Source organism: Mycobacterium sp. NGS64 (assembly GCF_059812245.1).
Map to the genome: position 1 here is coordinate 489,910 of NZ_JCALCI010000001.1, position 18,653 is coordinate 508,562.

An 18,653-nucleotide genomic window follows, 5' to 3' on the forward strand; every position below is an offset into this window, starting at 1 on the left:
CGGTTCGGCGCTCACCCGGGTGCGATCGCCTGTGGGTTGCCCGTCAATCCGAGCGCGGCCAGCTGTCGCACGCCGTGCTCGAACCCGCAGACGGCGATCGACCCGGCGAGCATCCAGAACCGGCTGCCCTCGACGAGCGGCAATTCCACCCAGCGCGTGATCACCGAGCGGGAGAAGTGGCTGTGGCCGACGAACACCACGTCGCGTGTGCCCATGTGCCCCAACGCAAATTCGACGGCCTTGTCCGCGCGGTCGCTGACCTGCGCCACGCTCTCGCCGCCCGGGCATCCGTGCGTCCACACCAGCCAATCGGGGTCGGATTCGCGGATCTGCGGGGTCGTCAGCCCCTCGTAGTCGCCGTAGTCCCATTCGGCGAGCATGGGGGACACCTCATCGACAGTGAGGCCCGCCAACTTGGCGGTGGTCAGCGCGCGGATGCGCGGGCTGCTGACCACGAGCGGGTCGGCGAGGTTCAGTTCGCTGAGAACGCGGCCGGCGAGCTCGGCCTGGACCCGGCCGTGATCGGTGAGCTCGAGGTCGGTGCGACCCGTGTGCTGGCCGGATTTGGACCACGGGGTCTCGCCGTGGCGGAGCAGCACCAGCCGGTGGTTGTAGATGCCCATGCCGACCGATTCTGCCGGACGACATCCCCGGGCCGTTGCTTAGAGCACATGGCGACCGAACATGCCAGGATGGGCACTGTGACCGTGGCAACAAGGAGGGGCGGGCGCTCGTGACCGCGCGGTGACGATGCAGAGCGAAGCGATGAGGAGGAGCCGCGCTCATGAGTAAGACCCGGGTATTGGCGGTGGCCAACCAGAAGGGCGGGGTCGCCAAGACGACCACGGTCGCCTCAATTGGGGCGGCGATGGCGGACGAGGGCCGGCGGGTGCTGCTCGTGGACCTGGATCCGCAGGGTTGCCTGACCTTCTCGCTCGGCCAGGACCCCGACAAGCTGCCGGTGTCGGTGCACGAGGTCCTGCTCGGTGAGGTCGAACCGAACGCCGCGCTGGTCACCACGATGGAGGGAATGACGCTGCTGCCGGCCAACATTGACCTCGCGGGCGCCGAGGCGATGCTGCTGATGCGGGCCGGCCGCGAATACGCGCTCAAACGCGCGCTGGCCAAGCTCGCCGACCAGTTCGACGTGGTCGTCATCGACTGCCCGCCGTCGCTGGGCGTGCTCACCCTCAACGGGCTGACAGCGGCCGACGAGGTCATCGTGCCGCTGCAGTGCGAGACGCTGGCGCACCGCGGCGTCGGTCAATTCCTGCGCACGGTCGCCGACGTCCAGCAGATCACCAACCCGGACCTGCGGCTGCTGGGCGCCTTGCCGACGCTGTACGACTCCCGCACCACCCACACCCGCGACGTGTTGCTCGACGTCGCCGACCGCTACGAAATGCCGGTGCTCGCCCCGCCGATCCCGCGCACGGTGCGGTTCGCCGAGGCGAGCGCCTCGGGGTCGTCGGTGATGGCGGGGCGCAAGAACAAGGGCGCGGTGGCGTACGCCGAGTTGGCGAAGGCGTTGCTCAAGCACTGGAAGACCGGCAAGCCGCTGCCGACGTTCGCCGTCGAGATTTGACAGCTTGAGTGTGAACTGACGGCTTTCAGGGTGAGCTGACGGCGCCGGCGCTCGGCGTGTCGCCGCCCAGGATTAACACGCAACGGCCGGGCTCAGCCCAGCGCCACCACGGTGTCGCCGCGCTGCTCGAACACCCGCGATCCCGAAGCGGCCGGGACCACTGCGGCGGCGCCGGGCGCCCGGTTCACCGGGATGTAGCGCTCGTTCGCGCCGCTGAGCGGGTCATACACGCCGATCGCCCCGGTGACCGGAACCAGCAGCCGGCCGGCCATCATGACGCCCGGGCCCAGCGGCGCGGTCGTCTCGCCTGCGGCGATCGTGTAGCGCAGGGTCAGGTTGCTCGCCTCGAACACCATCAACGAATCGCCGGTCCACCAGGTGACCAGGTTGCCCGTCTGCGACACCGCCGCCGATTTCGTCGGCGGCTTGGCCAGCAGCGTGCTCGCCACGGTCGTGCCGGTGTCGTCGACGACCTCGACCCTGGGTTGCGGGGACGGCAGATACACCGCGGTGTTGTTCTCCCAGACGGTCAGCACCCGGGCGCCCGAATTCGCCCCGATCCCGGGTTCCGCCACGACATGTTGCTGGGGCTCGTCGTCTTCCTTCCCCGGGCGCAGCAGGACCAGCCGCAGGTCGGCCTGCTGGGCGCAGCTCTCCAGCACCGACACCGCCGACGAGCTGGCCGCCGCCGAGATCAGCCGGCACCCCGAGTGCAGCCCGCGCGCCGACGGCTTCACCCGGGCGTCGGTCTCGCCGTAGGCCAGCATCCGGACCATGTCGGAGCGCCACAGCTCGAGCCGGGTGTCGCCGGTCGACAACACCGTGGTGCCGTCGGAGGAAAGGCGCACGCTTGGGTCGGCGTAGCCGCTGCGCGCGGCGCCGCGCCGGCCCGTGGCGCCGTCGAGCGTGCTGACCTGCCCGCACCCGCGGTCGTCCTTATAGACGGCGACGGCGTAGTGGTAGACCCAGGACAGCCCGCACAGGTCCGTGTCGCGCGCGTAGCTCCAGCGGGACTGGCCCGTGCCGGGGTCGCGCCCGTCGACCTGGCGGCCGTCCGCGGTGGCGATCGTCCCGCTGACCACGACGGGCGCGGTGGTGCCGGGGCTTCGCGCGCTCCACAGCTGCTTCAGGGTGGCCGGGACTTCGCGGGCGGGCGTTGGGGCCGGTGCCGGGGTGGCGGCGGGGCGGCTGATGGTGGCCCGCGCGTCGCTGGTCCACCAGATCAGCGCCGCCGTCACGGCCACGACGACCGCGATCGCCGCCGCGGCCAACATGTCGCCCTTCGTGCGGCGCTCCGGTTTGACCATGCGGCGGCGCGGGCCTCAGTTGGCTGCGGCGGCTGCGGTGCTTGGGGTGTCGGCGGGCTTGCGGCGCCGGCGGCGGCGCCGGCTGCTTCCGGAGGTCCCGGTGGGCGCGCCGGAAGTCGTCTCCGCGGGGTCTTCGCCGTTGGTGGCGGCGGGGTGCGCGGTGACGGGCTGGCCGCCGCGGGTGCGCCGTCGCCGCGCGCCGGAGCGCGGACGGCCTGACTTCTCCGCCTTTTCCGACCCCTGGCGGCCGTCGCGTTCGGTCTCGCGGCGCTTGACCGGTGACTTGCGCGGCGAGCCGACCGTGCCGCGCGCCTCGGTGGGGATGCCCAGCTCGTCGTAGAGGTGCGGCGAGCTGGAGTAGGTCTCGGCGGGGTCCGGGGTCTCCAGGCCCAGGGCCTTGTCGATCATCGTCCAGCGGGGCAGCTCGTCCCAGTCCACCAGGGTGACCGCGACCCCGGTCTTGCCGGCGCGCCCGGTGCGGCCGATCCGGTGCACGTAGGCCTGCTCGTCCTCGGGGATCTGGTAGTTGATCACGTGGGTGACGTCGTCGATGTCGATGCCGCGCGCGGCCACGTCGGTGGCGACCAGCACGTCGATGTCGCCGGTGCGGAACGCCTTGAGCGCCTTCTCGCGGGCGATCTGACCCAGGTCGCCGTGGACGGCGCCGACCTTGAAGCCCCGCTCGGCCAGCTCGTCGGCGACCTTCTGCGCGGTGCGCTTGGTGCGGGTGAAGATCATCGTCGCGCCCCGGCCATCGGCCTGCAGCACGCGGCTGACCAGCTCCACCTTGTCCAGCGCGTGGGCCCGGTAGACGAACTGCTCGGTGGTGTCGTGCGTGGCCGCGGAGTGCGGCGCCTCCGCGCGGATGTGGGTGGGCTGGTTCATGAAGGTGCGGGCCAGCGTGATGATCGGGCCCGGCATGGTCGCCGAGAACAGCATGGATTGCCGGTCCTCGGGGATTTGCCGCAGGATGCGCTCGATGTCGGGCAGGAAGCCCAGGTCGAGCATCTCGTCGGCCTCGTCGAGCACCAGCATGGACAGCCCGCCCAGCTGCAGGTGGCCCTGCTGGGCCAGGTCGAGCAGCCGGCCGGGGGTGCCGACCACGACGTCGGCGCCGGTCTGCAGCGCCTCGATTTGTGGCTCGTAGGCCCGCCCGCCATAGATCGAGACGACGGAAAGACGGCGGTCGTCGTCGGCGGTCAGGTATTTGGCGGCGGCCGCCAGGTCCTCGGTCACCTGCAGGCAGAGCTCGCGGGTGGGCACCACGACCAGCGCGCGGGGGGTGCCGTTGAGCGGCCGGACGCCGACGCCGGCGGTGATGCGCTGCAGCAGCGGCACGCCGAACGCGAGGGTCTTGCCCATGCCGGTGCGGGCCTGGCCGATCACGTCGTCGCCGGCGAGGGCCAGCGGCAGGGTCAGTTCTTGGATGGCAAACGGGCTCTCGATGCCCTTTTCCGACAGTGCGCGGACGATTTCGTCGCGGACGCCGAGTTTGGCAAAGGTGAGTTCAGTTGTGCTGGTGGGTGCGGTCATACGCGGATGAAAGCCTTTCGGTGACGCTATTCGCCTGTTGTGTCGGTGTTTCTCTGTCGCGGTCACGCGCGCACGAGTTCCGACTACGAATACGTCGCCGAGTCGCGGCCCGAAGATCCTGGGCCAGCTGTGCACGCACATTTCGCAGATACTGGCGGCGATAAAAATTCAGCCAATACCTGCATCCATGATAGCTGGTCGAAAGCTGGCGCCCATTTCCTGCTAATCCCGCCGACTAGAGTGTTGCCATGACCCCGCCCCTTTCCGGGCCCTCCGGAGCCGACCTGGAAGCCGATCAGGTGGACGGTCCGCCCGCCTCCCGGCTGTCGGCGGATCACCCTGGCGTCAACGAGTTGTTCGCGGTCCTTGCCTACGGCGAGGTCGCCGCGTTCTACCGGCTCACCGACGAGGCGCGGATGGCCCCCGACCTGCGGGGACGGATCTCGATGGCGAGCATGGCCGCCGCCGAGATGCAGCACTACGAGCTGCTGCGCGACGCGTTGGAACGCCGCGGGGTCGACGTGGTGTCGGCGATGGCGAAGTACGTCTCGGCGCTGGAGAACTACCACCGGTTGACCATGCCCAGCACGTGGCTGGAAGCGCTGGTGAAGACCTACGTGGGCGACGCGCTGGCCGCCGACCTGTACCTGGAGATCGCCGACGGGCTGCCCGACGAGATCGCCGACGTGGTGCGGGCGGCGCTGTCGGAAACCGGGCACTCGCAGTTCGTCGTCGCCGAGGTGCGGGCCGCGGTGACGGCCAGCGGCAAGCAGCGCAGTCGGCTGGCGCTGTGGTCCCGCCGGCTCTTCGGGGAGGCGATCACCCAGGCCCAGTACGTGCTGGCCGAGCACGACGAGCTCGTCGACCTGGTGGTGTCCGGCCCCGGCGGCCTGGGTCAGCTCAGCGCGTTCTTCGACCGCCTGCAGCAGACGCACGACCGGCGGATGCGCGAACTCGGCCTGAGCTGATCTAGCGGGTGCAGGTCGCCACCACGCCGTTATTGGCCGACGCCACCACTGGCTGGCCGGCGGCGTTCACGATCACGCAATTGAGCCGGCCCATGAAGCTGGTCGCGACCACCGACTCCGTCGTCACACCCGGGTTCAAAACGACCACCTTCGACCAGGGCAGCGACACATTGAACTCCGTCTGCGGGTAGCCCCGGGCGTCGGTGTACACCACGTTGACCAGGTCCAACAGCTGCTTCGTGCCGGTGACGCTGTAGATGACGGTGCGCGGGTTCAGCGCGACCGGCGGCGGCGCACCCGTCGGGGGCGGTGCCGCGGTCGGGGTCGGCGTCGGCAGCGTGGTGGTGGACGCGCTCGGCGGTGGGGCCAGCGTGGTCACCGTCTCGGGCGGCAACGGCGTCGCCGACGGACTGGGCTGGGCGACTGGGGGCCGGGGCGCGGGCGGCGCGGAGGTCAAAGTCCGGGGCGGCGGCGCCCCGACGGTCGCCTTCGTCGACGCGCTGTCGCCGCTGTTGATGATGACGGCGGTCGCGACGGCCGCGAGGGCCACCACCGCGCCCAGGATCGCGGCGGCGGGGCGCCAGCGGGTGTCGGCCGGCCAGGCGAGGTCGTCGTAGCCGCCCAGGTCCTCGGTGTCGGCTCCGTCGTAGTCGTCGTCGGGGTAGTCGTAAACGGGGCCGAGACGATCGGTGAGCATGTTTCTGATGGTGCCGATGTTACCGATGTGACTATGAGCGACCGGGCGGCGAACGCCATGTTGGCCGAGCTGGGAGCGAATCGTTATCTTCGGTCGGGCCGCGGTTCGCTTACCGCGAACCGGGGGGCCGGGGAGACATGCGGTGAAGGCGCGTCCACTAGCCTGCTGCTGACACGTCTGACGACTTCAACGCCATTGATACGAACGGAAGGGGCCACCGTGGAGGTCAAGATTGGTATCACGGACAGTCCGCGGGAGCTGGTCCTGTCCAGTACGCAGACGCAAGCCGAAGTCGAAGAGCTCGTGGCGGGCGCGCTGCGCGACAGCTCGGGCCTGCTCAGCCTGAACGACGAGCGGGGCCGACGCTTCCTGATTCAGAGCTCCAAGATCGCCTACGTCGAAATCGGTGTCGCGGACGCCCGCCGGGTCGGGTTCGGGATCGGGGCCGAGACGGCCGGCAAGCACGCGGGAAAGGGCGCTAAGGGCGAGTAAGCGGCACGTGTGACAGCCCGCCCCAGGCGAACTGCACCGTGCCGTCGACGGCGTCGGCCTTGGAGATCGGGCGGTCGGAGTCCAGCCAGTACCGGGCGCAGTCGACGCTGATGCCGACCAGCCCCACCGCGATCATCCGGGCGCGGTGGGGGTCGAGGCCCGAATCGGCGCTGATCAGATCGAACACGGCGTCGGTGCAGGATTCCGTGGCGACCCGCACCTGCGCGGCGACCTCGGGCTCGGTGACGTAGTCGTTCTCGAAGATCAGCCGGTAGCCCTGGCTGTCGTGCTCGATGAAGTCGAAGAACGCCTGCACGGCCGCGTGCAACCGCCGCCGGTTGTCGGTGGTGGTGCTCAGGGCCTGCTGCACACCGGAGACCAGGTTGTCGACATGCCGGTGCAGCACCGCCAGGTACAGCTCAAGTTTGCTCGAAAAGTGTTGGTACAGAACCGGTTTGCTGACACCGGCCCGATCCGCGATTTCGTCCATGCCGGCCGCGTGATAGCCGCGGTTGACGAAGACGTCGCTGGCGACGATCAGCAGTTGGCCCCGCCGCTCGTCGCGCGGCAAGCGGTTGCCCCGCCGGTTGGCGGCCACGACGCCATCGCCCGGCCGGCTACGGTCGGCCGGTTGGACGGCGCGTCGCGCCGCCGGCTTGGCGAGATCGCTCATCGAGTCCTCATCTGGTTTGTCGCCGCCGCTCGCGGCTCGTCGCAAAGACATTACTACCCGTGCTCCGTTCGCGATTGCCATCGCCGCCGTCGCCGCTGGCAGAGACGGTGTCGCGCGCCGCATTCGGGCGCGCCAAGGGCGGTGACCGTGCCAGCTGTGCAATCCTGGGGCAATGACGTCCCAGCGGCCTGTGCGCGGCACCGGTCGGGTTCCCATGGTGCGCGACGAGTGGCGAGAACCACTTCGCGCGCTTCGTGACCCGATCGGTCCGGGGGTCGGACGGGCCCGCGCCGACCGCGAGCGGCCGCGCCAATGGCGTAAGCAAACCTGGCTGGGTCGGTTCGTCTCCACCTACGGCTGGCGGGCGTACGCGTTGCCCATTTTGACGGTGCTCACCGGGCTGGTGATCTACCAGACCGTCACCGGCACCAGCGCGCCGAAACCGACGGCCGCGCAATCCATCCAGGGCACACCGGACATCGGCGCGGTGGGCACGTCGATCATCGACGCGCCACCCCGCGGGCTCGCCGCCTTCGACGCCAACCTGCCCGCCGGGACGCTGCCGGACGGCGGGCCGTTCACCGAGGCGGGCGACAAGACCTGGCACGTCGTGCCCGGCACGATGCCCCAGGTGGGCCAGGGCACCGCGAAGGTGTTTAAGTACACCGTCGAGGTCGAAAACGGCATCGACCCAACGATGTTCGGCGGCGACGAGGCCTTCGCCGAGATGGTCGACCAGACGCTGTCCAATCCCAAGGGCTGGACGCACAACCCGCAGTTCGCCTTCGTCCGGATCGATAACGGCAAGCCCGACTTCCGGATCTCGCTGGTGTCCCCGGTCACAGTGCGCGGCGGGTGCGGCTACGAATTCCGGCTGGAGACCTCCTGCTACAACCCGGTTTACGGGCCCGACCGGCAGGCGCGGGTCTTCATCAACGAGGCCCGGTGGGTGCGCGGCGCCGTGCCCTTCGAGGGCGACGTCGGCTCGTATCGGCAGTACGTGATCAACCACGAGGTCGGCCACGCCATCGGCTACGTGCGTCACGAGCCCTGCGAGCAGCAGGGCGGCCTGGCGCCGGTGATGATGCAGCAGACGTTCTCCACGTCGAACGACGACGCCGCCAAGTTCGACCCCGATTTCGTCAAGGCCGACGGGAAGACCTGCCGGTTCAACCCCTGGCCGTATCCGATCGCCTGAGTCGGGCCTCGGCCGACGTCGCCGAGACTGCGCTCAGAGCGTGAATTGGCCGGCAAACCGCGATCTGTACGCAGTCTCGGCGCCCCGCCCGGGGAAGCGACCGTGGTTGTTTGCCGTTGCTTGGGCCAGCTGCTGTGATGGAAAAGAGAAGCTACCGAGGAGTTGTCCGGTGTCGACATCCGAGACGTCACTGCCGCCGCTGGTCGAGCCCGCAGCCCAGCTGAGCCGCGACGAGGTGGCCCGCTACAGCCGCCACCTGATCATTCCCGACCTGGGCGTCGACGGTCAGAAGCGGCTGAAGAACGCCCGGGTGCTGGTGATCGGCGCCGGCGGGCTCGGCGCCCCCGCGTTGCTCTACCTGGCCGCGGCGGGCGTGGGCACCATCGGCATCGTCGACTTCGACGTCGTGGACGAGTCCAACCTGCAGCGCCAGATCATCCACGGCGTCGCCGACGTCGGGCGGTCCAAGGCTCAGTCGGCGCGCGACTCGATCGCCGCGATCAACCCGTTGGTCGACGTGCGGTTGCACGAGTTCCGGCTGGACGCGTCCAACGCGGTCGACCTGTTCCGCCAATACGACCTGATCCTGGACGGCGCCGACAACTTCGCCACCCGGTATCTGGTCAACGACGCGGCGGTGCTGGCCGGCAAGCCCTACGTCTGGGGGTCGATCTATCGCTTCGAGGGCCAGGTGTCGGTGTTCTGGGAGGACGCGCCGGCCGATGAGGGCGGCAATAAGCGCGGCCTGAACTACCGCGACCTCTATCCGGAGCCACCGCCGCCCGGGCTGGTCCCGTCCTGCGCCGAGGGCGGGGTGCTGGGCATCATCTGCGCGTCCATCGCGTCGGTGATGGGCACCGAGGCGATCAAGCTGATCACCGGGATCGGCGAGTCGCTGCTGGGCCGGCTGATGATCTACGACGCGCTCGAAATGTCCTACCGCACCATCAAGATCCGCAAGGACCCGACGGCGCCCGCGATCACCGGGCTCGCCGACTACGAGGAGTTCTGCGGCGGGGCGCCCGCGGACGTCACCGCCGGCGGATCGGCCATCACCCCGCAAGAGTTGCGCGCGTTGCTGGACTCCGGCGAGAAGCTGGCCCTGATCGACGTTCGCGAGCCGGTGGAGTGGGACATCAACCACATCGACGGCGCCCAGCTGATCCCGAAGTCGCTGATCAGCTCCGGTGAGGGCCTGGCGCGGCTGCCTCACGACCGCAAGGCGGTGCTGTACTGCAAGACCGGCGTGCGCTCGGCCGAGGCGCTGGCCGCGGTGAAGAAAGCCGGATTCTCGGACGCGGTGCATTTGCAGGGCGGCATCGTGGCGTGGGCCGAACAGATGCAGCCCGACATGGTGATGTACTGACCCGATACCGCCGATCGGCTCCATTACGCTACCGGTGTGACAGTCGAGCCACCGCCGGAGCATGTGCTGGCGGCGTTTGGTTTGACCGGCGTGAAGCCCATCCCGCTGGGGGCGAGCTGGGAAGGCGGCTGGCGGTGCGGCGAGGTCGTGCTGTCGATCGTCGCCGACCACGCCCGCGCGGCCTGGTCGGCCCGGGTGCGCGAGACGTTGTTCGTCGACGGCGTCCGGCTGGCCCGGCCGGTTCGCTCCACCGACGGGCGCTACGTGGTGTCCGGGTGGCGGGCCGACACCTTCGTCGCGGGGACGCCCGAACCGCGGCATGACGAGGTCGTCTCGGCCGCGGTGCGCCTGCACGAGGCGACCGGCAAGCTGGAACGCCCCCGCTTCCTGACCCAGGGCCCGACCGCGCCGTGGGGAGACGTCGACGTCTTCATCGCCGCCGACCGGGCCGCGTGGGAAGAACGGCCGCTGGCGTCGGTGCCGCCGGGCGCGCGCACGGCACCGCCGTCATCGGACGCCGAGAAGTCGGTCGAGCTGATCAACCAGCTCGCCACGCTGCGCAAGCCGACCAAGAGCCCCAACCAGCTGGTCCACGGAGACCTTTACGGCACAGTGCTTTTCATTGGAACCGCGGCGCCGGGCATCACCGACATCACCCCTTACTGGCGGCCCGCGTCGTGGGCGGCGGGCGTCGTCGTAGTCGACGCGCTGTCCTGGGGCGAGGCCGACGACGGGCTCATCGAACGCTGGAACGCGCTGCCCGAGTGGCCGCAGATGTTGTTGCGGGCCTTGATGTTTCGCTTGGCGGTGCATGCGCTGCACCCGCGGTCGACGGCCGAGGCGTTCCCGGGCCTGGCCCGCACGGCGGCCCTGGTCCGGCTGGTGCTCTAGCCTTAGTCACTCGCTTGAGTGTGAACCCAGGGCTTTGAGTGTGTCTGGGGGGCGGTAGATCCGCGAAATCTGCACCGTGGACCCACATTCAGAGCCGTGATTGCACACTGGACTTCAGCGAGAAGTGCCCGGCGCGGCGGCCTAACTCCCGCGCGGGAAATCGTATCGGACCTCGTCCAGCGCGATCCTGCCGTCGACGGCCAGCACACCCTCGGCGCGCAGCAGCTCCAGCTGCCGGGTGGTCAGGTGCCGTGCGGGGCGCCCGGACGCGGTGATCACCCGGTGCCAGGGCAGGTCCGAGGAGTCGGTCCGCATCACCCACCCGACGATACGGGGGCTGGAAAGCCCTGCGACAGAGGCGATGTCGCCGTAGGTGGCCACCCGCCCGGAGGGGATCGCCGCGACCAGCGCGCGCACCCGCTCGACCTGCTCGTCGGTCACCGGCGCCACGGTCAGTGGTCTTCCAGCAGCTCGCGGATCAACGCCGCGACCTCGGTGGGCCGGGAATGCGACACCATGTGATCGCAGTCGAAATCCAGCAGCCGAAAATCGGATCCCAGCCGCCCGTGCAGTCCCGCGATCAACTCGTCGCTGACGTACGGCGGCGACGTCTGCTTGGCCCGCACGAGCGTCGTCGCCGTCCCGGCCCGCGGCAGCGCGGCCCCCCGGGCCAGCTCGCTCCAGTACGACATCATGGCCGGCATGCTGACGCGCCAGCCGTAACGCCCGTTGGGCAGCTCGATCAGGTGCTCGTCGATCTCGGTGTCGAGCCAGGCGGGGTCCACGTCCGACCAGGAACCGACGGACTTCTCCATGCGGGCCTCCCTGACGCCGCGGTAGTCGGGGGAGGAGAACATCGCCTCGGCGATGTCGCGCATCCAGCCGCCGTCCAGCCCGACGGCCGGGTCGAGCAGCAGCAGCGCCGCCACCCGGTCCGGGTGAGCCGCGGCCAATTGCAGCGCCAGCGCCCCGCCGAACGAGTGCCCGACCACCAGCACCGGCGCCCCTCCTTTAGAGGCGGCCGCGTCGTCGAGCAGCGCTGCAAGCGCCGAGACGTTGGCGTCGATGGTCCACGGCGCCGCCCACGACGATCGACCGTGGCCGAGCAAATCCGGTGCGGCGATCGCGATTTCGGGCAGGTAGCCGGCCAGATGTTGCCAGCGCCCGCCGTAACCGGTCAGCCCGTGCAGGGCAAGCATTCGCACCGGACCACCCGGGCCGTAACGGTGCACGTGCAGGTCGGCGGTCACCCGGCGGAGTCGTCCCAGTCGTCGTCGACCGGGACGATATACGCCTGCTCGATGACGTCCGCCTCGTTGGCATCGCGATCTGCGGCGGCGTCGAGGTAGGCCGTGTCCAGGCCGGCCTCCTCCTCCGGGTCGAGGGCCAGGCGTTGTTCGGCCGCGTCCGCCTCCGGCACCACGTCATCGGGACCGTTGCTCATCCATCCCCTCCTCGCGTTTCGGCTTCTCGGGTCCAGTATCCCGGAAGCTGTCAGACCCTCGTGATTGCATGCAGCCATGTCATACACCTGGGACGACGAGGCCCGCGCCGTGCTGGCGCCCGGCCTGCGCGGACGGGTGCGTGTCCTGGGCGGGCCCGGCACCGGCAAGAGCAGCCTGTTGGTCGACGCCGCCATCGCCCAGATCGGCGCGGGTGTCGATCCGGAATCGGTTCTGCTGCTTACCGGTTCCGGGCGGATGGGGCCGCGGGCGCGCAGCGCGTTGACGACGGCGCTGCTGCGATCGCGCACTGCCGCGGGCCGTGCCGCGGTGCGCGAGCCGCTGGTCCGCACCGTGCACAGCTACGCGTACGCGGTGTTGCGCCGGGCCGCCGAGCGCGCCGGCGATCCGCCCCCGCGGCTGCTCACCAGCGCCGAACAGGACGCCATCATCCGCGAACTGCTGGCCGGCGACCTCGAAGACGGGCCCCGGGCGGCGAGCGCGTGGCCGTCCCACCTGCGGCCCGCGCTGGCCACCGCCGGCTTCGCCACCGAGCTGCGAAACCTGTTGGCGCGCTGCGCCGAACGGGGCATCGACCCGCAGGAATTGGAGCGGCTGGGACGTCTGCGCGGGCGTGGCGAATGGACCGCCGCCGGCCAATTCGCGCGGCAGTACGAGCAGGTGATGCTACTGCGCGCGGCGGTCGGGACGGCGGCGCCGCAGGCGACCTCGCCGGCGCTCGGCGCCGCCGAATTGGTCGGGGCCGCGCTGGAGGCTTTTGCCGTCGACCCGGAATTGCTGGCAGCCGAACGCGCCCGGGTGCGCGTCCTGCTGATCGACGACGCCCAGCAGCTCGACCCGCAGGCCGCCCGCCTGGTTCGGGTGCTGGCCGCCGGCACCGAGGTGACGCTGGTCGCCGGTGATCCCAACCAGGCGGTGTTCGGCTTCCGGGGCGGCGAGGCGTCGGGATTGTTGACCGACGATTCACCGTCGGTGACGCTCACGGCATCCCATCGCTGCGCGCCCGCCGTCGCACGCGCCGTCAGCGGCATCGCGCGCCGGTTGCCCGGCGGCGGCGCGGGCAGGTGCATCGAGGGCGTCGGGCCCGAAGAGGGAGCCGTCACCGCCCGGCTGGCCGCGTCGGCAAATGCGGAGGCGGCCCTGATCGCCGACGCGTTGCGGCGTGCCCACCTGATCGACGGGATTCCGTGGTCGCAGATGGCCGTCATCGTGCGGTCGGTGCCACGCGCCGGGGCGCGGTTGCCGCGCGCCCTGGCCGCCGCCGGCGTCCCGGTGGCCGCGCCCGCGTCAAGCGGACCGCTGTCGGACGAGCCCGCCCCGCGCACGCTGCTCACGGTGCTGGCGGCCACCGCGGACGGACTCAACGGCGAGCAGGCGCTGGCGTTGCTGACCGGACCCATCGGCCGCGTCGACCCGGTGTCGCTGCGGCAACTGCGCCGAACCCTGCGGCGCGCCAACGCCGATCGTGCGCCTGACGACCTCGGCGACCTTCTCGTCGCGGCCCTGCTGGCCGACGCGCCCTTGCCCGGGCCGCACGCCCGCGCGCTGGGTCGGGTGCGTGCCGTCCTGGACGCGGCCGCGCGCTGCCACGGCGAGGGCCAAGATCCGCGCTACATCCTCTGGGCCGCCTGGCATCGGTCCGGCCTGCAGCGCCGCTGGCTGTCGGCCAGCGAGCGCGGCGGCCCCGCCGGCGGCCAGGCCACAAGGGACCTCGAGGCCGTGACCGCCCTGTTCGACGTCACCGACCAGTACGTGTCCCGCACGCCCGGCGCGTCGCTGCGCGGGCTTGTCGAGCACGTCGCCGCGCTGCAGCTGCCCGGCGCCAACGCCGAGCCGGTGTCGCAGGCGGAGCAGGTCAGCGTGCTCAGCGCCCACGCCGCGCTGGGACACGAATGGGACTTCGTGATCATCGCCGGCCTGCAGGAAGGCTTGTGGCCCAACACCGTTCCGCGCGGCGGCGTGCTGAACACGCAGCGGCTGCTCGATGCGCTCGACGGCGTCACCGCGGACGCCTCGGTGCGCGCTCCGCTGCTGGCCGAGGAGCGCAGGCTGCTGGTGGCCGCCATGGGCCGGGCGCGGCGCCGGCTGCTGGTGACGGCGGTGGACAGCGACACGGACGGGACGGACGGGGACACCGCGCTGCCCTCGGCGTTCTTCTCCGAGATCGCGCAGTGGTCCGACGGTGATCCCGTTGAGGCGCAACCGGTCTCGGCGCCCCGAGTGCTGTCCGCGGCGGCGCTGGTCGGCCGGCTGCGTGGCGTCGTGTGCGCGCCCGACGGAGCCGTGGACGACGCCGTGCGCCGCTGCGCGGCAACGCAATTGGCGCGGCTGGCCAAAGCCGGCGTTCCCGGCGCCGACCCGGCCGGCTGGCACGGCCTGATCCCGGTCAGCACCACCGAACCGTTGCGGTCCGCCGACGACCCCGTCACGCTGACGCCGTCGACCCTGCAGACGCTCAACGACTGCCCGCTGCGGTGGCTGGCCGAGCGGCACGGCGGCACCGACGCGCGCGACCTGCGCTCCACCATCGGCTCGGTGCTGCACGCGCTGATCGCCGAACCGGCCAAGACGGAATCGGAACTGCTCGCCGAGCTGGACCGGGCCTGGAAGCACCTGCCGTTCGACGCGCGGTGGCATTCGGCCAACGAGCTGGCCCGCCACCGCGCGATGGTCGAGGCGTTCGTGGCGTGGCGGGCGCAGACCCGCGGCGAGCTGACCGAGGTCGGCGTCGAGGTGGGCCTCGACGGGACCCTGACGCAGCCGCGCGCTGACGGCGGCGAGATCCGGCTGCGCGGGCGGGTCGACCGGCTGGAACGCGATGCGGCCGGCCGGCTGGTGATCGTCGACATCAAGACCGGCAAGTCGCCCGTCAGCAAGGACGACGCCCAGCAACACGCGCAGCTGGCGATGTATCAGCTGGCGGTCGCCGAGGGCATGATCGATGCGGGCGAAGAGCCGGGCGGCGCGCGGCTGGTCTACGTCGCCAAGACGGGGGCCTGCGGCGCGACCGTGCGCGAGCAGGATCCGCTGACCGCGGCGGCCCGCGACGAATGGCGCGACATGGTCCGGCGCGCCGCCGATGCGACGGCCGGGCCGCAGTTCATCGCCCGGCGCAACGACGGCTGCGCGCACTGCCCAATCCGGCGGTGCTGCCCCGCCCACGTCGACGGGGCGGCGTCGTGAACCCCCGGTACACCCCGACCGAATTGGCTTGTGCGCTAGGTCTTTTCCCGCCCACCGACGAGCAGGCCGCCGTCATCGCCGCGCCGCCGGGGCCGCTGGTCGTCATCGCGGGGGCCGGCGCCGGTAAGACCGAGACGATGGCGGCGCGGGTGGTGTGGCTGGTCGCCAACGGTTACGCCGCGCCCGGCCAGGTGCTCGGGTTGACGTTCACTCGCAAGGCTTCCGGTCAGCTGTTGCGCCGGGTCCGCTCGCGGCTGGCACGGCTGGCCGGCATCGGTCTGGGCGCGACCCCCGAACCGGACGGCAGCCCGACGGTCAGCACCTACCACGCCTTCGCCGGCTCGCTGCTGCGCGACCACGGCCTACTGCTGCCGGTCGAGCCGGACACCCGGCTGCTCGGCGAGACCGAGCTGTGGCAGCTGGCCTTTGACGTCGTCAGCGGGTACCGCGGGGAGCTGCGCACCGACAAGACACCGGCCGCGGTCACCTCGATGGTGCTGCGGTTGTGGGGACAGCTGGCCGAGCACCTCGTCGACACCGGGCAGCTCCGCGACACCCACGTCGAGCTGGAACGGCTGATCCACGCGCTGCCGGCCGGCCCCTATCAGCGCGACCGCGGGCCCAGCCAGTGGCTGCTGCGCCTGCTGGCCACCCAGACCGAGCGCGCCGAGCTGGTGCCGCTGCTCGACGCGCTGCACGAGCGGATGCACGCCGCGAAGGCGATGGACTTCGGCATGCAGATGGCGTCGGCCGCGCGGCTGGCGGTGGCCTTCCCGCAGGTGGGTGAGGAGCTGCGGAACCGGTACCGGGTGGTGCTGCTGGATGAGTACCAGGACACCGGGCATGCCCAGCGAATCGCGCTCTCGGCGCTGTTCGGCGGGGGTGGCTCCAATGTTCCAGACGACGGGCTCGCGCTGACGGCCGTCGGTGACCCGATTCAGTCGATCTACGGCTGGCGCGGCGCCTCGGCGACCAACCTGCCGCGGTTTTCCACCGACTTCCCCCGCTCCGACGGCACCCCGGCGCCGGTCCTGGAGCTGCGGACCAGCTGGCGCAACCCGCCGCGCGCCCTGCGGGTGGCCAACGCCATCTCGGCCGAGGCGCGGCGGCGGTCGGTCGCCGTGCGCGCCCTGCGCCCCCGCCCGGACGCCCCGCCCGGCACGGTCCGCTGCGCGTTGCTGCCCGACGTGGTGGCCGAACGCGACTGGATCGCCGACCAGATCCATCAGCGGTACCGGCAGGCCGAGGGCGACGGCGCCGGCCCGCCGACGGCCGCGGTCCTGGTGCGCCGCAACGCCGACGCGGCGCCCATCGCCGACGCGCTTCGCGCGCGCGGAATTCCGGTCGAGGTGGTGGGTTTGGCCGGCCTGTTGTCCATCCCCGAGGTCGCCGACCTGGTGGCCATGCTGCGGCTGGTGGCCGACCCGACGGCCGGCGCGGCGGCGATGCGGGTGCTGACGGGCCCGCGCTGGCGCCTCGGCGGTCGCGACATCGCCGCGCTGTGGCGGCGCGCGCTGGCCCTGGCCGGGGAACGCTCGGACCCGGCGTCGCCCGAGTCGATCGCGATGGCGGCCGGCCCCGAGCCCGATACGGCCTGCCTGGCCGACGCGATCAGCGATCCCGGCCCGGCCGGCGCGTACTCGGCCACCGGCTATCGGCGCATCACCGCGCTGGCCGCCGAACTGCGCGCGCTGCGCGGCCACCTCGGCCATTCGCTGCCCGACCTGGTCGCCGAGGTGCGCCGCGCGCTGGGTGTGGACTGCGAAGTCCGCGCCGGCGCGGCGATCTCGGCCGGCTGGACCGGCACCGAACACCTCGACGCCTTCGCCGACGTCGTCGCCGGCTACGCCGAGCGAACACGGGTGGCGACCGACCAGTCGGTGACGGCATCGGTCGCCGGCCTGCTTGCCTACCTCGACGTCGCCGAGACCGTGGAGAACGGTCTGCCGCCCGCCCCGTCGGCGGTCGCGCGCGACCGGGTGCAGATCCTCACGGTGCACTCGGCGAAGGGTCTGGAGTGGCAGGTCGTCGCGGTCGCGCACCTGTCCGGCGGCATCTTCCCGTCGACCGCGTCGCGCAGCAGCTGGCTCACCGACGCCGCCGAGCTGCCGCCGCTGCTGCGCGGCGACCGCGCCGCGGCGGGGTCGCTGGGCGTCCCGGTGCTGGACACGTCGGCCGTCACGAATCGAAAGCAGCTGTCGGACAAGATATTCGAGCATCGTCGCCAACTCGAGCAGCGGCGCGTCGACGAGGAACGCCGGCTGCTGTACGTGGCGATCACCCGAGCCGAGGACACGCTGCTGGTGTCCGGCCATCAATGGGGATCCACCGGGGTCAAACCGCGTGGCCCGTCGGAGTTCCTGTGCGAGCTCAAGGACATCATCGACCGCTCGGCCGCCGACGGCGACCCGTGCGGGGTGGTGGAACACTGGGCACCCGATCCCGCCGACGGTGAACGAAATCCCATGCGCGACAACGTCGTCGAGGCGGTCTGGCCCGCCGACCCATTGGCCGCGCGGCGCGGCGCCGTCGAAGCCGGGGCCGCTCTGGTGACCGGGGCCATGGCGGGCGATCCGGACGAGACCGGTGCCGACGTCGACGGGTGGGCGGCCGACGTCGACGCGTTGCTGGCCGAGCGGGCGCGGGCGGCCGGCCCGGCCGCGCACGCCCTGCCCAGCCAGGTCTCCGTCAGCGGCCTGGTGGACCTGGCGCGTGACCCGGTGGCCGCGGCGCAGCGGCTGGTGCACCGGCTGCCCACCCGCCCGGACCCGCATGCCTTGCTGGGCAACGCCTTTCACGCCTGGGTCCAGCGGTTCTACGGTGCCGACTCGCTGTTCGACCTCGGCGACCTGCCGGGCGCGGCAGACTCCGAGGTCGGCGACACCCGGGGATTGGCCGCGCTGCAGGAGGCGTTCGCGAACTCGGGGTGGGCGGCGCGCACGCCGGTGGCGGTCGAGGTGCCGTTCGAGATGCCGATCGGCGAGACGGTCGTGCGCGGCCGCATCGACGCCGTGTTCGCCGACCCCGACGGCGGGGCGACCGTCGTCGACTGGAAGACCGGCGAGCCCCCGCGCGGGCCCGAAGCCATGCGGCAGGCCGCGGTCCAGCTCGCCGTCTACCGCTTGGCCTGGGCCGCGTTGTCGCAACTCCCGGAGTCGTCGGTGCGCACCGCGTTCTACTACGTGCGCACCGGCGCCACCGTGACGCCCGGGGAACTGCCGGATCCCGACGAGTTGGCCGCGTTGCTCGGCGACCGTCCGCCCGATGGGAGGCTCGCCAGCGTGGTTACATAGGACT

The 18,653-nt window shown here is 71.5% G+C and carries 16 protein-coding genes; 8 read left to right on the forward strand and 8 right to left on the reverse strand.

Annotated features, from left to right (window positions below; translation table 11 throughout):
* Positions 1–11 precede the first annotated feature (11 nt).
* Complete coding sequence (locus AC5Y4S_RS02470; protein WP_500029473.1) at positions 12–623, reverse strand: acid phosphatase; 612 nt, start codon at positions 621–623, stop codon at positions 12–14.
* A 161-nt stretch (positions 624–784) separates the two neighbouring features.
* On the opposite strand from AC5Y4S_RS02470, the gene AC5Y4S_RS02475 reads away from it, so the two are divergent.
* Positions 785–1,585, forward strand: coding sequence for a ParA family protein (locus tag AC5Y4S_RS02475; protein ID WP_500029474.1), 801 nt, complete (start codon positions 785–787; stop codon positions 1,583–1,585).
* A gap of 92 nt (positions 1,586–1,677) precedes the next feature.
* On the opposite strand, the gene AC5Y4S_RS02480 is transcribed toward AC5Y4S_RS02475, so the two are convergent.
* Positions 1,678–2,892: an Rv3212 family protein gene (locus AC5Y4S_RS02480; protein WP_500029475.1), complete on the reverse strand. Its 1,215-nt coding sequence runs from the start codon at positions 2,890–2,892 to the stop codon at positions 1,678–1,680.
* Between the two features lie 15 nt (positions 2,893–2,907).
* Positions 2,908–4,425, reverse strand: coding sequence for a DEAD/DEAH box helicase (locus AC5Y4S_RS02485; RefSeq protein WP_500029476.1), 1,518 nt, complete (start codon positions 4,423–4,425; stop codon positions 2,908–2,910).
* A 248-nt stretch (positions 4,426–4,673) separates the two neighbouring features.
* On the opposite strand from AC5Y4S_RS02485, the gene AC5Y4S_RS02490 reads away from it, so the two are divergent.
* Positions 4,674–5,393 carry a ferritin-like fold-containing protein gene (locus tag AC5Y4S_RS02490; protein WP_500029477.1) on the forward strand — a complete coding sequence of 240 codons (720 nt, stop codon included), beginning with the start codon at positions 4,674–4,676 and terminating at the stop codon, positions 5,391–5,393.
* A 1-nt stretch (position 5,394) separates the two neighbouring features.
* Here AC5Y4S_RS02490 and AC5Y4S_RS02495 read toward each other — a convergent pair whose 3' ends face one another.
* Positions 5,395–6,108 carry an MmpS family transport accessory protein gene (locus AC5Y4S_RS02495; protein WP_500032068.1) on the reverse strand — a complete coding sequence of 238 codons (714 nt, stop codon included), beginning with the start codon at positions 6,106–6,108 and terminating at the stop codon, positions 5,395–5,397.
* A gap of 201 nt (positions 6,109–6,309) precedes the next feature.
* Here AC5Y4S_RS02495 and AC5Y4S_RS02500 point away from each other — a divergent pair, with 201 nt between their 5' ends.
* Positions 6,310–6,582 carry a DUF3107 domain-containing protein gene (locus tag AC5Y4S_RS02500; protein WP_068112228.1) on the forward strand — a complete coding sequence of 91 codons (273 nt, stop codon included), beginning with the start codon at positions 6,310–6,312 and terminating at the stop codon, positions 6,580–6,582.
* On the opposite strand, the gene fasR is transcribed toward AC5Y4S_RS02500, so the two are convergent.
* The gene (gene fasR, locus AC5Y4S_RS02505; protein ID WP_500029478.1) at positions 6,569–7,255 is read right to left on the reverse strand and encodes an HTH-type transcriptional activator FasR; all 687 of its coding nucleotides are present in this window, start codon (positions 7,253–7,255) and stop codon (positions 6,569–6,571) included. The two genes, AC5Y4S_RS02500 and fasR, sit on opposite strands and share 14 nt — an antisense overlap.
* Positions 7,256–7,427: 172 nt before the next feature.
* Here fasR and AC5Y4S_RS02510 point away from each other — a divergent pair, with 172 nt between their 5' ends.
* The 3 genes from AC5Y4S_RS02510 to AC5Y4S_RS02520 all read left to right on the forward strand — a co-directional run bounded on the left by AC5Y4S_RS02510 (position 7,428) and on the right by AC5Y4S_RS02520 (position 10,710).
* Entirely contained in the window at positions 7,428–8,453 is a 1,026-nt protein-coding gene (locus AC5Y4S_RS02510; protein ID WP_500029479.1) for a DUF3152 domain-containing protein, read from the forward strand.
* A 169-nt stretch (positions 8,454–8,622) separates the two neighbouring features.
* The gene (gene moeZ, locus AC5Y4S_RS02515) at positions 8,623–9,819 is read left to right on the forward strand and encodes an adenylyltransferase/sulfurtransferase MoeZ (RefSeq protein ID WP_500029480.1); all 1,197 of its coding nucleotides are present in this window, start codon (positions 8,623–8,625) and stop codon (positions 9,817–9,819) included.
* Positions 9,820–9,855: 36 nt separating this feature from the next.
* Positions 9,856–10,710 (forward strand): TIGR02569 family protein, encoded by an 855-nt coding sequence (locus tag AC5Y4S_RS02520; protein ID WP_068112877.1) that lies wholly within the window; start codon positions 9,856–9,858, stop codon positions 10,708–10,710.
* A gap of 141 nt (positions 10,711–10,851) precedes the next feature.
* Here AC5Y4S_RS02520 and AC5Y4S_RS02525 read toward each other — a convergent pair whose 3' ends face one another.
* Genes AC5Y4S_RS02525 through AC5Y4S_RS02535 form a run of 3 tightly spaced genes read right to left on the reverse strand, consistent with a single transcriptional unit; the run spans position 10,852 to position 12,154 of the window.
* Complete coding sequence (locus AC5Y4S_RS02525; RefSeq protein ID WP_500029481.1) at positions 10,852–11,160, reverse strand: MGMT family protein; 309 nt, start codon at positions 11,158–11,160, stop codon at positions 10,852–10,854.
* Positions 11,161–11,162: 2 nt separating this feature from the next.
* Entirely contained in the window at positions 11,163–11,960 is a 798-nt protein-coding gene (locus tag AC5Y4S_RS02530; protein WP_500029482.1) for an alpha/beta fold hydrolase, read from the reverse strand.
* A complete protein-coding gene (locus AC5Y4S_RS02535; protein ID WP_085183613.1) occupies positions 11,957–12,154 on the reverse strand; it encodes an Rv3202a family protein in 198 nt (65 codons plus the stop codon). The genes AC5Y4S_RS02530 and AC5Y4S_RS02535 overlap by 4 nt, the downstream gene beginning before the upstream one ends.
* A 76-nt stretch (positions 12,155–12,230) precedes the next feature.
* On the opposite strand from AC5Y4S_RS02535, the gene AC5Y4S_RS02540 reads away from it, so the two are divergent.
* On the forward strand, positions 12,231–15,356 hold the full coding sequence (locus AC5Y4S_RS02540; RefSeq protein ID WP_500029483.1) for an ATP-dependent helicase: 3,126 nt from the start codon (positions 12,231–12,233) through the stop codon (positions 15,354–15,356).
* A complete protein-coding gene (locus AC5Y4S_RS02545; RefSeq protein WP_500029484.1) occupies positions 15,353–18,649 on the forward strand; it encodes an ATP-dependent helicase in 3,297 nt (1,098 codons plus the stop codon). Before AC5Y4S_RS02540 ends, AC5Y4S_RS02545 begins: the two co-directional genes overlap by 4 nt.
* Positions 18,650–18,653 lie beyond the last annotated feature (4 nt).

Bases quoted from the DNA above. Each gene is read 5' to 3' on its own strand.
- AC5Y4S_RS02535 (WP_085183613.1), bottom strand. From the start codon at position 12,154: ATGAGCAACGGTCCCGATGACGTGGTGCCGGAGGCGGACGCGGCCGAA.
- AC5Y4S_RS02480 (WP_500029475.1), bottom strand. From the start codon at position 2,892: ATGGTCAAACCGGAGCGCCGCACGAAGGGCGACATGTTGGCCGCGGCG.
- AC5Y4S_RS02470 (WP_500029473.1), bottom strand. From the start codon at position 623: ATGGGCATCTACAACCACCGGCTGGTGCTGCTCCGCCACGGCGAGACC.
- fasR (WP_500029478.1), bottom strand. From the start codon at position 7,255: ATGAGCGATCTCGCCAAGCCGGCGGCGCGACGCGCCGTCCAACCGGCC.
- AC5Y4S_RS02540 (WP_500029483.1), top strand. From the start codon at position 12,231: ATGTCATACACCTGGGACGACGAGGCCCGCGCCGTGCTGGCGCCCGGC.
- AC5Y4S_RS02510 (WP_500029479.1), top strand. From the start codon at position 7,428: ATGACGTCCCAGCGGCCTGTGCGCGGCACCGGTCGGGTTCCCATGGTG.
- AC5Y4S_RS02490 (WP_500029477.1), top strand. From the start codon at position 4,674: ATGACCCCGCCCCTTTCCGGGCCCTCCGGAGCCGACCTGGAAGCCGAT.
- AC5Y4S_RS02485 (WP_500029476.1), bottom strand. From the start codon at position 4,425: ATGACCGCACCCACCAGCACAACTGAACTCACCTTTGCCAAACTCGGC.
- AC5Y4S_RS02475 (WP_500029474.1), top strand. From the start codon at position 785: ATGAGTAAGACCCGGGTATTGGCGGTGGCCAACCAGAAGGGCGGGGTC.